11 protein-coding genes are annotated in these 12510 nt (G+C 62.2%); 7 read left to right on the top strand and 4 right to left on the bottom strand.

The window, feature by feature from the left end:
• Positions 1-30: 30 nt before the first annotated feature.
• Together LQ249_RS17645 and LQ249_RS17640 are read left to right on the top strand one after the other, a co-directional pair.
• On the top strand, positions 31-1050 hold the full coding sequence (locus LQ249_RS17645) for an alpha-ketoacid dehydrogenase subunit beta (protein WP_017846572.1): 1020 nt from the start codon (positions 31-33) through the stop codon (positions 1048-1050).
• Complete coding sequence (locus LQ249_RS17640; RefSeq protein ID WP_017846571.1) at positions 1047-2150, top strand: acetoin dehydrogenase dihydrolipoyllysine-residue acetyltransferase subunit; 1104 nt, start codon at positions 1047-1049, stop codon at positions 2148-2150. The genes LQ249_RS17645 and LQ249_RS17640 overlap by 4 nt, the downstream gene beginning before the upstream one ends.
• Positions 2151-2279: 129 nt before the next feature.
• On the opposite strand, the gene LQ249_RS17635 is transcribed toward LQ249_RS17640, so the two are convergent.
• The gene (locus LQ249_RS17635; protein ID WP_046383712.1) at positions 2280-3176 is read right to left on the bottom strand and encodes a helix-turn-helix domain-containing protein; all 897 of its coding nucleotides are present in this window, start codon (positions 3174-3176) and stop codon (positions 2280-2282) included.
• A 140-nt stretch (positions 3177-3316) separates the two neighbouring features.
• Here LQ249_RS17635 and LQ249_RS17630 point away from each other — a divergent pair, with 140 nt between their 5' ends.
• The 3 genes from LQ249_RS17630 to LQ249_RS17620 are packed head-to-tail and all read left to right on the top strand — an operon-like array spanning position 3317 to position 7078.
• Positions 3317-4675: a glutamine synthetase family protein gene (locus tag LQ249_RS17630; RefSeq protein WP_046383711.1), complete on the top strand. Its 1359-nt coding sequence runs from the start codon at positions 3317-3319 to the stop codon at positions 4673-4675.
• 22 nt (positions 4676-4697) lie between these two features.
• Positions 4698-5786, top strand: a complete 1089-nt coding sequence (locus tag LQ249_RS17625) for a polyamine ABC transporter substrate-binding protein (protein ID WP_046383710.1) — start codon at positions 4698-4700, stop codon at positions 5784-5786.
• Positions 5783-7078 (top strand): NAD(P)/FAD-dependent oxidoreductase, encoded by a 1296-nt coding sequence (locus LQ249_RS17620; protein ID WP_232565726.1) that lies wholly within the window; start codon positions 5783-5785, stop codon positions 7076-7078. Before LQ249_RS17625 ends, LQ249_RS17620 begins: the two co-directional genes overlap by 4 nt.
• 71 nt (positions 7079-7149) lie before the next feature.
• Here the strand turns inward: LQ249_RS17620 and LQ249_RS17615 are convergent, their stop codons facing one another.
• A complete protein-coding gene (locus LQ249_RS17615; protein ID WP_232565725.1) occupies positions 7150-8406 on the bottom strand; it encodes a hypothetical protein in 1257 nt (418 codons plus the stop codon).
• 345 nt (positions 8407-8751) lie between these two features.
• Here LQ249_RS17615 and LQ249_RS17610 point away from each other — a divergent pair, with 345 nt between their 5' ends.
• On the top strand, positions 8752-9168 hold the full coding sequence (locus tag LQ249_RS17610; protein ID WP_057004694.1) for an SRPBCC family protein: 417 nt from the start codon (positions 8752-8754) through the stop codon (positions 9166-9168).
• Positions 9169-9248: 80 nt separating this feature from the next.
• Here the strand turns inward: LQ249_RS17610 and LQ249_RS17605 are convergent, their stop codons facing one another.
• Positions 9249-10640, bottom strand: a complete 1392-nt coding sequence (locus LQ249_RS17605) for a sensor histidine kinase (protein WP_079444054.1) — start codon at positions 10638-10640, stop codon at positions 9249-9251.
• Positions 10618-11301, bottom strand: a complete 684-nt coding sequence (locus tag LQ249_RS17600; protein ID WP_003219726.1) for a response regulator transcription factor — start codon at positions 11299-11301, stop codon at positions 10618-10620. Before LQ249_RS17600 ends, LQ249_RS17605 begins: the two co-directional genes overlap by 23 nt.
• Positions 11302-11556: 255 nt before the next feature.
• On the opposite strand from LQ249_RS17600, the gene LQ249_RS17595 reads away from it, so the two are divergent.
• A complete protein-coding gene (locus tag LQ249_RS17595) occupies positions 11557-12399 on the top strand; it encodes a hypothetical protein (RefSeq protein WP_057004692.1) in 843 nt (280 codons plus the stop codon).
• Positions 12400-12510 lie beyond the last annotated feature (111 nt).

Here is a 12510-nt window from a genome sequence, read left to right as displayed (position 1 = left end):
ACTACAAAAATAATCCGTGGAGAATTGATCATGGCTCGCAAAATCAGTTATCAGCAGGCAATCAACGAAGCCCTGGCCCAGGAAATGCGTCGCGACCAGAGTGTGTTCATCATCGGCCAGGACGTGTCCGGCGGCACCGGCTCCCCCGGCGAGCAGGATGCCTGGGGCGGTGTGCTCGGCGTGACCAAGGGCCTGTACCCGGAGTTTCCCGACCGCGTCTTGGATGCGCCGTTGTCCGAAATCGGTTACGTCGGCATGGCAGTCGGCGCGGCCACCCGTGGCATGCGCCCGGTGTGCGAGTTGATGTTCGTCGACTTTCTCGGCTGCTGCCTCGACCAGTTGCTCAACCAGGCCGCCAAGTTCCGCTACATGTTCGGCGGCAAGACCGCCACGCCGCTGGTGGTGCGCGCCATGTACGGCGCCGGCCTGCGCGCCGCCGCGCAGCATTCGCAGATGCTCACCTCGATGTGGACGCACATCCCCGGCCTCAAAGTGGTGTGCCCGGCCACGCCCTATGACGCCAAGGGCATGCTGATCCAGGCGATCCGCGACAACGACCCGGTGATCTTCCTCGAACACAAGATGCTCTACAGCCTGCAGGGCGAAGTGCCGGAAGAGCTATACACCGTGCCTTTCGGCGAAGCCAATTACGTGCGCGAAGGCAATGACGTGACCCTGGTCACCTACGGGCGCATGGTGCATATCGCCCTGGAAGCCGCTGCCAACCTGGCGCGCCAAGGCATCGACTGCGAAGTACTCGACCTGCGCACCACCAGCCCGCTGGACGAAGACAGCATCCTGGAAAGCGTGGAGAAGACCGGCCGCCTGGTGGTGATCGACGAGTCCAACCCGCGCTGCTCGATCGCCACCGATATCAGCGCGCTGGTCGCGCAGCGCGGGTTTTCGTTCTTGCGCGCGCCGATCGAAATGGTCACCGCGCCGCACACGCCGGTGCCGTTCTCCGATGCGCTGGAGGATCTGTACATCCCCAACGCAGCGAAGATCGAAGCCGCGGTGTTGAAGATCGCCGATAAGAGGACTGCCGCATGATCCATATCTTGACCATGCCCAAGTGGGGCTTGTCGATGACCGAAGGCCGCGTGGATGTCTGGCTCAAACAGCCGGGCGACCGGGTGGAGAAGGGCGAGGAAGTGCTCGACGTGGAGACCGACAAGATCTCCAGCAGCGTCGAGGCGCCATTCAGTGGCGTGCTGCGCCGCGTGCTGGCGCTGAGCGACGAGACCTTGCCGGTGGGCGGGCTGCTCGGGATCGTGGTGGAGGGCGAGGCCACGGAAGCCGAGATTGATGCGGTAATCGAGGGTTTCCAGGCCAGCTTCGTGTCGAGTGCGGCCGAGGCGCAAGCGTCCGGGCCCAGCGCGCAGAAAGTCGAGGTGGGCGGGCGGCTTTTGCGTTATCTCGACCTCGGTGAGGGCGGCACGCCGTTGGTGCTGGTCCACGGGTTTGGCGGCGACTTGAACAACTGGCTGTTCAACCACCCGGGGTTGGCGGCGCAGCGCCGGGTGATCGCCCTGGACCTGCCGGGCCATGGCGAGTCGGGCAAGCAACTGCGCAGCGGCGATGCCGACGAGTTGAGCCAGGCGCTGCTGGCGTTGCTCGATCATCTCGCGCTCGACCGCGTCCACCTGGCCGGCCACTCAATGGGTGGCCTGGTCAGCCTGACCGTGGCGCGCCAGGCCCCCGCGCGGGTCGCCTCGCTGACCCTGATCGCCAGCGCCGGGCTCGGCGAAGAGATCAACGCGGACTACTTGCACGGCTTCACCGACGCGACTAACCGCAACGCGCTCAAGCCGCACTTGATTCAACTGTTCAGCGACCCGGCGCTGGTCACGCGGCAGATGCTGGAGGACATGCTCAAGTTCAAGCGCCTCGAAGGCGTGGATCAAGCGTTGCGCCAGCTCAATGCCCAGCTGTTCGAGGGCGGGCGGCAGCGCCTGGATCTGCGCAATATTGTCGGGCAGCAGCCAAGCCTGGTGATCTGGGGCAGCGACGACGCAATCATCCCGGCCAGACATGCCGAGGGGCTCGAGGCCCAGGTGGAAATCCTGCCGGGGCAGGGGCATATGGTGCAGTTGGAGGCGGCGGAGCGGGTCAACCAGTTGATGGCAACCTTCCTCAACTCCCAGCCTTGATGCAGTCCAATGTGGGAGGGGCGGTGCGACGATTCGACTTGCCCCCGATAGCGGTGTCTCAGTCAATATTCCTGGTGACTGACCCATTGCCATCGGCGGCAAGCCCCCTCCCACCATTTAGAGTGCGTTTCAAACGGCGCGCTTGAGGGTTTCGCTCGGCAGCTCCTTGAACAACGCCCGGTAGCTATTGGAAAACCGCCCCAAATGCCAGAACGACCAGTTCATCGCCACTTGCGCCACTGTGGCCGCGGCTGAACTCAACAACTCCCGCCGCGCCCCGTTCAAGCGGCGCAAACGCAACCACTGCGCCGGGCTCATTCCGGTGTAGGTCTTGAAGCCTTGTTGCAACTGGCGCAACGGCACGCCGGCGATCTGCGCCAGCTCCAGCAGGTTGACGGTGTCATCCGGTGCATCGACCGCCCATTCGCCGATGCGCGTCATCAGCCGGCGCTCTTCGCTGCGGCGCTGCAATGACTGGCGGTCCAGGCATACGCAGGCGTTGTCGAGAATGAACAGGCAATCGTCGAGCAACTGCTGGGTGAGGGCATCGCGGCTGATCGGGTCGGTGGTGCCGGACAACCGTGTGAGCGTGCCACTGAGCCAGCGGCTGAATAACGCATTCTGCTGGCAGGTCAGCGGCGCCATGAACAACCCTTCGAGTTTCGCCACATCCAACCGATGGCGCTGCACAAACTGCGGCCCGAATACCACCGCCACTTCACGGTAGTTCTCCGGGGTGATCCAGGTGTTGCGGCTCTCGCCATTGAGCAGGTACAGCGCGTTGTCGCTGCCGTCGAAACAGAACGCCAGGGCCCCCGGCGGCGCGTTGAAATGCTGCTCCACTCGGGTGTTCATGCTCTCTTCGTAGACCTCCACGCCGTGCAGGTCGAGGTAGCGGATCTGCCCGGCAAAATGCCCGGGGGACATCTGCTGGTAGTGCTGCACCCAGCCGGGTGTCGCACGGCATTGAGCGGCCACATCACCGGTGGTGAAGGCCTGTACGCGCAAAGCGGTTGCCTGTGTCATGGGGGGAACCTGCTCGCACTCTATTGGTGCGTTGTGTTCGGAGCAAAGTGGATAGATGCCGTGGCGCGGCGAGCCCAAGATAGACCTCAATGCGCCGGAAGTACAAGCCGGTGCAGTCTCCCACCCATGACGAGGTCCTTATGAACGCCCCCTTCGATCAGCTGTCCGCCTGGCTGAAAGAACACAAGATTACCGAGGTCGAATGCGTGATCAGTGATTTGACTGGCATCGCACGCGGCAAGATTGCGCCCACCAACAAGTTCCTGCATGAGCGAGGCATGCGCCTGCCGGAAAGTGTGTTGCTGCAAACGGTAACCGGGGACTTTGTCGACGACGATGTCTACTACGACCTGCTCGACCCGGCCGACATCGACATGGTCTGCCGCCCGGTGGCCCACGCCACCTACGTGGTGCCATGGGCGATTGAACCGACCGCCATCGTGATCCACGACACCTTCGACAAGCAGGGTAACCCCATCGAGCTGTCGCCGCGCAACGTGCTGAAAAAGGTGTTGCAGCTCTACGCCGAGCAGGGCTGGCAGCCGATTGTCGCGCCGGAAATGGAGTTCTACCTGACCCAGCGCTGCGATGACCCGGACCTGCCGCTGAAAACCCCGGTCGGCCGCTCCGGGCGGGCCGAAACCGGTCGCCAGTCGTTCTCCATCGACGCCGCCAACGAGTTCGACCCACTGTTCGAAGACGTCTACGACTGGTGCGAAGCCCAGGGCCTGGACCTCGACACACTGATCCACGAAGACGGCCCGGCGCAGATGGAAATCAACTTCCGCCACGGTGACGCCCTGGATCTTGCCGACCAGATCACCGTGTTCAAACGCACCCTGCGCGAAGCCGCGCTCAAGCACAATGTGGCCGCGACCTTCATGGCCAAGCCGGTGGCCGACGAGCCGGGCAGCGCGATGCACCTGCACCAGAGCGTGGTCGACATCGCCACGGGCAAGCCGGTGTTCGTCGACGCCGACGGCCAGATGAGCACGCTGTTCCTGCACCACATCGGCGGCCTGCAGAAGTACATCCCCAAGCTGCTGCCGATGTTTGCGCCCAACGTGAATTCGTTCCGCCGCTTCCTGCCGGACACCTCGGCGCCGGTCAACGTGGAATGGGGCGAAGAAAACCGCACTGTCGGCCTGCGCGTGCCGACATCGAACCCCGACGCCATGCGCGTGGAAAACCGCCTGCCCGGCGCGGATGCCAACCCGTACCTGGCGATCGCCGCCAGCCTGTTGTGTGGCTACCTGGGCATGATCGAAAAGATCGAGCCGAGCGCGCCGGTGGAAGGCCGCGCCTATGAGCGGCGCAACCTGCGCCTGCCGATCACGCTCGAGGATGCGCTGGTGCGTATGGAGGAGTGCGCGACGGTCAAGCAATACCTGGGCGACAAATTCGTGCGCGGCTACGTCGCGGTCAAACGCGCCGAGCATGAGAATTTCAAGCGGGTGATCAGTTCCTGGGAGCGTGAGTTCCTGCTGTTGAGCGTCTAAACAATCATAAAGGGGTGTCGATATGCGTCTGATGAAAAAACTTCTCCCGCTGGCTCTGGTGGCAGCATTCAGCAGCGCCGCGCAGGCGGAGCCGACGGTCAGTGTCTACAACTGGACCGACTACATCGGCGAAACCACCTTGGCCGACTTCCAGGCCAAGACGGGGATCAAGGTGATCTACGACGTATTCGACTCCAACGAAACCCTGGAGGGCAAGCTGCTGGCGGGGCGCACCGGGTATGACGTGGTGGTGCCGTCCAACCACTTCCTGGCGCGCCAGGTCAAGGCCGGCGCGTTCCTCAAGCTCGACCGCGCGCAGTTGCCCAATTTCAAGAACCTCGACCCCAAGCTGCTCAAGCTGCTGGAGAAAAACGACCCGGGCAACGCGCACTCGGTGCCGTACCTGTGGGGCACCAACGGCATCGGCTACAACGTCGACAAGGTCAAGCAGGTGCTCGGCATCGACCATATCGATTCGTGGGCGGTGCTGTTCGAGCCGGAGAACCTCAAGAAGCTCAACCAGTGCGGCGTGGCCTTCCTCGACTCGGCGGATGAGTTGTTCCCGGCGATCCTCAACTACATGGGCAAGGACCCGCGCAGCGAGAACCCTGAAGACTACAAACAGGCGCAAGCCAAGCTGTTGACGTTGCGGCCTTACATCACCTACTTCCATTCCTCCAAGTACATCTCGGATTTGGCCAACGGCGATATCTGCGTGGCGTTCGGTTATTCCGGCGACGTGTTCCAGGCCGCCAACCGCGCCAAGGAAGCCAAGAACGGGGTGAACATTGCCTATTCGATTCCCAAGGAAGGCTCCAACCTGTGGTTCGACCTGCTGGCGATCCCCGCCGATGCGAGCAACCCGAAAGCAGCCCACGCGTTTATCAACTACCTGCTCGACCCTGAAGTCATCGCCAAAGTCAGCGCCTCGGTCGGCTATGCCAACGCCAACCCGGCCGCCAAGGCCTTCATGGATCCGGAACTGGTGAACAACCCTGAGGTGTACCCGTCCCAGGCCGTGCTCGACAAACTCTATATTTCCACCACGCCGACCCCGGCGACCATGCGCCTGATGACCCGCGCCTGGAGCAAAGTGAAGACCGACAAATGATCCAATCGAACGACCACGCCCGGTCCTATTACCGGGCCTCGGCCAATGCCATGCCCGAGCGTCCGGCCTTGGCCGCCGACTTGAGCGCGGATGTGTGTGTGATCGGCGGTGGGTTCACCGGGGTCAATACCGCCATCGAACTGGCCCAGCGCGGGCTGTCGGTGATCCTGCTGGAGGCGCGGCGCATCGGTTGGGGCGCCAGCGGGCGCAACGGCGGGCAATTGATTCGCGGCATCGGCCACGACGTGTCGGGCTTTGCCAAGTATGTGGGCGAGGAGGGCGTGCGTTATCTGGAGCGGGCCGGGATTGATTCGGTCACGTTGGTGGGCGAACGCGTTCGCACGCAGGGTATCGACTGCGACCTGCGCTGGGGCTTTTGCGAACTGGCCAATACCGCGGCGCAGTTCGCCGCGTTCAAGGGCGAGCAGGAGCGCCTATTGGCGCAGGGCTACAACCATGAGGTCCGTGTGGTGGGTCCGCAGGATATGCACCAGGTCGTCGGCTCGCAGGTCTATGCCGGCGGCCTGGTGGACATGGGGTCCGGGCACCTGCACCCATTGAATCTGGTGTTGGGCGAGGCGCGGGTCGCCGAGTCCCTGGGGGTGCGGATTTTCGAGCACACCTCAGCGTTGGAACTGCTCCACGGCGACACCGTGCAGGTACGCTGCGCCGGCGGCACGGTGCGTGCCAGCAACCTGGTGCTGGCCTGCAATGCACACTTGGAGGCGTTGGAGCCGCGCTTGAGCGGCAAGGTACTGCCTGCCGGCAGCTACATCATCGCCACCGAACCGTTAACGGAAGGGCTGGCCGAGCAATTGATCCCGCAGAACCTGGCGCTGTGCGACCAGAAAGTCGGCTTGGACTACTACCGACTGACCGCCGACCGACGCCTGTTGTTCGGCGGCGCCTGCCATTATTCGGGGCGTGATCCGCAGGACATTGCCGCGTATATGCAACCGAAGATGCTCACGGTATTCCCGCAACTGGCCAATACCGCGATCGAGTTCCAGTGGGGCGGCAAGATCGGCATCACCGCCAACCGCTTTCCCCAGGTCGGGCGGCTAAAACAGTACCCGAACGTGTTGTATGCCCAGGGCTATTCCGGCCATGGGCTGAACGTGAGCCATTGGTGTGCGCGGCTGCTGGCTGAAGCCATCCATGCCGGGCACAGCCAGGGCCTGGAGGTGTTCAGCCAGGTGCCGCACATGACCTTTCCGGGCGGCAAACTGTTGCGCTCGCCGTTGTTGGCGTTGGGCATGCTGTGGTATCGGTTGCGGGAGACCCTGCAGTGATGAGCTGCCGCCGCATGGGGGCGGTTGGATTGAGCCGCACCTAAGACTGCAAGAAAAACCGCTTTTCCTCGTCATGGCAAGGTTGCGCCTACGGCCCTGTAGTTGAGCGTGGAATCGGTTGCTGTGCCATACACGATCGCCCCGGAGCGGGTAATGCCCTCCAGCCGGCTCATCCGTCCGTCCAAAAGAGGGTTGATCTCCACGGTGCCGTTGACGCCGTCCCAGTAGGCGCCGCTGGGGTATTGGTTGGCATCGAAACTGTTCAAGGCGACGGTGTCGTTATCCGCCAAACCCACCGCGTTGGTCTGGGCGCTGCCAGGCAGCGGCTGGATCGACTGCACGCTGAACGAGTTGGTGGGGTCTGGCCAAAAGAGTGCTTTCTCGAAACCCGACGGGTCCCTGCCATACGCGAGTATATGCCCGGGGTTGTTGATCGACACCGCGTAATTCTGCGCATTGAGGGGCATGGTCAGCAGCAGGGGCGCGCTGCTGGGTGTTCCCCAGAATGCCGTTTGCGGCACATCGCCGGTAGCGCCGCTGAACACGCAGGTACCGACCACCTGACGCTGATCGTTCATGCCCACCGCCCAGCAATAGCTGGCGCCGGAGGGGCTGGCCAGCGCGGTCAACACGTAGCTGCTGCCGTTCCAGGTGGCGACGGTGGGTTTGGGCGTGGCATTGGCCCCCGGACAGTTCATGACGACACTGGGATAGCCGTTGATCAAGGTGTTGTTCACGTCGATCCCGGCACAGTTGTCGCCATAGTTGGAAACGCGTTGGGGCGTGGCATTGCCCGGGGTATACAGCACCACGGTTGCCTGTAACGTGGCGCTGATGCTTTGAGCCAGGGCCGCGCCTAGCAGGTTCAGGGCGGTGGGCACGGTCTGGACATCGGCGGGTCGCAGCAGGGGAAACAGCAAGGTGCCAGGCAAGGGGGCCGTCGCCGTCGGCAGGCCACTGGGCGTCGCTGCATTCCAGAATACGGCAAAACTGAGATTGGCGGCGTTGGCGCAACTTCCCAGCATCCAGCCACTGTTAGCGATTGCCTCGACGCTGCACGGTTGCCCGTTCACCAGCGGCGGCAAGACCTGTTGAGGGCCGCTCAGCGATGCGGCGTACCAAGGATTGCTGTTGGCGCTGACCGTAGCGGATGAACAATTGCCCACGGCTTGTGCGCTATCGTTGACGCTACTGGTTGAACATTGCGCCCCGGCCGCACTGCCCGAGTCGACGTATGTGGCGGCACTGGCGGTTACACCATAGCCGTACAGCAGCGAGGCGCCGAGCAGTGTCAGCGCAGTGATCGAGGTTTTGAAATAACGCGGCATGATGAGTCCCTCCCTGGAGTGTTTACCTGTCGGTGCCGTATGGACAGGCGCCGTTGCGTACCAGTAAACGCTGGAGATGGGGGCGTTACAACTGTCATTTCTAACAGGTACAGAACGAGTGGCTGTGCGTTAGCATCGGTGTTTTTGCGCCCTGCGGGCCGTCCAGGCACGCAGATGATTTCAGTGGTCCGGTACGGCATGGCGTCAATCTCGAGCATCCATCGCGCCACGAATAGGGGGTGAAGTGACGAATCGGCTGGCGTACATTGTTCAACCCCGGTCGCCAGCAACTGTCGGTGCGACAGATCTGGCGATCTGAATTGTTTATTGTCTGGAGTATTGATTGTGCCTACAGCTTCTTCTGTCATTGAAGTTCCGGTTTCGGCCGATCAGGTGTGGCAATTGGTCGGCGGTTTTGACGCGCTGCCGGACTGGCTGCCATTGATCGTCGAGAGCAAGCCGGGCGACGGCGGGCGCCTGCGTCACCTGAAGACCGCCGATGGCGGCGTGGTGGTGGAGCGCTTGCAGACCTTTGATAACGTGGCCCGCACTTACAGCTACAGCATCGAGGAGTCGCCGTTTCCGGTGAGTGCCTACCTGGCGACGTTGCGGGTCGAAGCCCTGACGGAGTCGTCGGCGAAGGTGACGTGGTCGGGCGTGTTCACCCCGGTGCCGGGCACCACCGACGAGGCGGTGGAGGCTTTGTTTGCCGGCGTGTACCGCGGTGGGCTTGAGGCGCTGCGCGCCAACTTCCCGGCTTGACCTGATCGATCGGGCAACCGACACCCAATGTGGGAGGGAGCAAGCCCCCTCCCACCGTTTCGATCGGTGTCGTGTCTGGTTTATTTGGGCATCAGTTGCTGGCGACACTCCAGCACCAACCGCGCACCGCCGCGTTGGCTGGTGCCGACGTCCAGCTTGAAACCGTGCAGATTGATGATCGCCGCGACAATCGACAAGCCCAGCCCAAACCCACCTTGCTGGTCGCTTTCATCCACGCGATAGAACCGCTGGAACACCGCCTTGCGTTCCGCTGTTGGGATGCCGGGGCCGGAGTCGTGGACTTCGATACGCGTGCTGCCCGCATCGTTGACCGCGCGCAAAATCACTTCGCCGCCCGCGGGGGTGAACTTGATCGAGTTGCTCAGCAGGTTGGCCAGGGCCTCGAACAGCAAGGCCCGGTCGCCGGTGATCCAGGGCAGGGATGGCGGGGTGTCGAGCACCAGTTGCAGTTCGCCTTCCTCGGCCAGGGGCAGGTAGAAGTCGTGCAGTTCGCGCAGCAGCGGCAGTGGGTCCATCACCAGAAAGCCCGAGCGGCGTTGGTGGTCTTCCAGTTCCGAGATCCGCAACAACCCGCGAAAGCGCGCCATCAGCGTGTCGGTTTCCGCGATGGCGTCGTCCAGCTGCACCGCGTGGGCCGAGTCGTGTTCGGCTTGTTGCTTGATGCGATAGAGCTGCGCGCGCAAGCGGGTGAGCGGGGTGCGCAGGTCGTGGGCGATGTTGTCGCACACGCCTTTGACCTCGTTCATCAGCTTCTCGATGCGGTCGAGCATGGCGTTGACGATGGCGGCGAGCATGTCCAGTTCGTCACGCCGGTTCGACAGCGGCAGGCGATGGGTGAGGTCGCCGGCGACGATGGCCTCGGCGCTGGCCTGGATCCCGCGAATCCGTCGCAATGGGCGGCGGCGCAGCAAATGCCAGCCGGCGGCGCCGGGGATGATGGTCAGCGACACCGCCCACAGCAGCGCGTGCCAGATGATCCGGGTTACGCCGAACAGCGAACCGTTGGCGCGCACCAGCACCAGCCAGCGGCCATCGGCGGTGTGGGTGACCACGGCGTCGCAGCTGTCTTTGGGCAGTTTCGGGTCGTCGGAGTCGACGCAATTGGCCAGGGCGTGGATCTTGCCGTCCAGGGGCAAGTCGGGGGGTATCGCCTGGATCGGTCCGTTCAATGGGCGAAATTGCTCATCGAATAGGCCATAGGCGTCCACGCCCTTCATGTCGAAGGTCATGCTGGTGGTCAGGGCTTCCAACAGTTCTTCGCCGTCGAACCGCTGGAACAGGTGCTGGCGCTGCATCAGCGAATGGCGCGAGAGGTCGCTGAGGTAACCGGACACCTCGTAATACAGCACCCCCATGAGGATGCAGCTCCAAGCCACGAACAGCGAACTGTACAGCGCCAGCAAGCGGCTGCTGGAGGAACGCCAGCCCTTAGAGGGGTTCAGCAATGACATACCCGGAACCTCGTACCGTGCGGATCAGCGGCGTGAGGCCCGGTGGATCGATCTTCTTGCGCAGGCGACCGATGTGGACATCGATCAGGTTGGTCCCGGGGTCGAAGTGATAACCCCAGACTTCCTCGAAGATCATCATCCGCGACAGGATCTGCCCGGTGTTGCGCATCAGGAATTCCAGCAGTTTGTATTCGGTGGGCAGCAGGCTCAGCGGCTGCTCGGCGCGGCTGGCTTCACGGCTGATCAGGTTCAGCTCGAGGTCGGCCACGCGCAGCGCGGTTTCGAATTCCTTGACCGTGCTTTTGCGCCGCAGCAGCACTTCGACGCGGGCGGCCATTTCATCGGAGGCGAACGGCTTGGTCAGGTAGTCATCCCCACCGGCGCGCAGGCCGCGCACCCGCTCGTCGACATCGGAGAGCGCGCTGATCATCAGGATCGGCGTCGACACGCCGATGGTGCGCAGGGTGGTGACGATGGCCAGGCCATCGAGTTCCGGCAACATACGGTCGAGGGTGATCAGATCGTAATCACCACTCACAGCGCGGACCAGGCCTTCGCGGCCGTTGTCCACCCAATCAACATCCAGTCCATGGCTACTCAGCTCGGCGACGATCTCGCGGGCCGTTACGGCGTCATCCTCAATGGTCAAAATGCGGGTCATAGGATTACCTGGTGAGCGATTCACACTAGAAGTGTGGGCATTTTGCCAAGAAATGGCTGAACGCTTCCTAAATAAAACTTCATGTTGGCAAAACTGACACAGTTTTCATAAACACCGCCTGGCGCGCCAGCCCCCGCAGGTCGGTTATTTATCGTTATTAAAACCGTGGTTTTTAAACCTGTGAGATTTGACAGTTTACGCCCTCGCTCGAAGCAAATAGCGTGAGTCGACCAATCATGTTCAAGGGGCGTAGCCATGAACCAGACAACAGGAAGTTTTACCGCCAAGATCAATAACCCTCAGGTCAGTCCTCCCGAGCATTCCTTTCAAGGGGACGCCGATCAGATGATGATGTATTTCCTGGATAACAAGTTGTACATCAGTGCGACCGAAAAAATCGGCCCCGATATCAACGAGCGGCTCGGCTTCGATTTTGTTGTTTCGGACGTCCTGGACGATGGCGAGGAGCGAACGTATTCCCTTGGAAGTCAGGCCACGGGCACTTATTGGGCGCACGAAAACCTCGGCAGTGCACCCTACGTAGCGTTCACAGGGAGTCTCAGTCTGTCCCTTGACTCACAGGACCGGCTGGTCGGCACGTTCAGTTTTTCGGCCAAGCATGGCAGCAAGGACGTTGAAATCACGCAGGGCGTGATTAACCTGATCGGCTTGAGTTCGCGAATGTGCACACCGCAGATCACCGGCACCGGCTATATGCGCGGGTCAGTACCCGGCGGGCCGATGCCGGCGCCTGAGTTCGACGCGACGGAAGTGAGTCTCAGGAAGGTTGTAAGCACGTTTACTTACTGGCAGGTAATCGGTCGCCAATATGACGATCTTTCACGGGTTCAGAATCTGGTGCTGATTGTGGTGAGAGAAGAGGCGAAGGGTATGGCGTTTGACCTGGCCACCAGCAAGGAAGTGCAAGTTCAATTTGGCCGAATCAACTCTTTCGGTTTTGCCCATTCCATCAGTGGCAGCCTTGAATTTACTGCCTTGCCTGAGACCGGGCGTACAGTGGGCAGTGTGGATTGCATGGTGCAGAGGAACGAGGAGACGCCGTTTGCGGTGAGGGTGAATTTTGATATTTCCGAGTAGGTTTGAGGCTTGATCAAGCCCAAGTCGTCAGTCCCCTTGTGCAATGACCGGCCTGCGCCCGGGGACGCGGCGCTCGGGCGTCATCGTTAACGCTCTGCGCGAACAAGCCCG

It is taken from the genome of Pseudomonas sp. 7-41, assembly GCF_021233075.1.
GTDB classification, from domain to species: domain Bacteria; phylum Pseudomonadota; class Gammaproteobacteria; order Pseudomonadales; family Pseudomonadaceae; genus Aquipseudomonas; species Aquipseudomonas veronii.
Note: the sequence above shows the minus strand (reverse complement) of the source record. Positions and strands in the feature narration are given on the sequence as shown.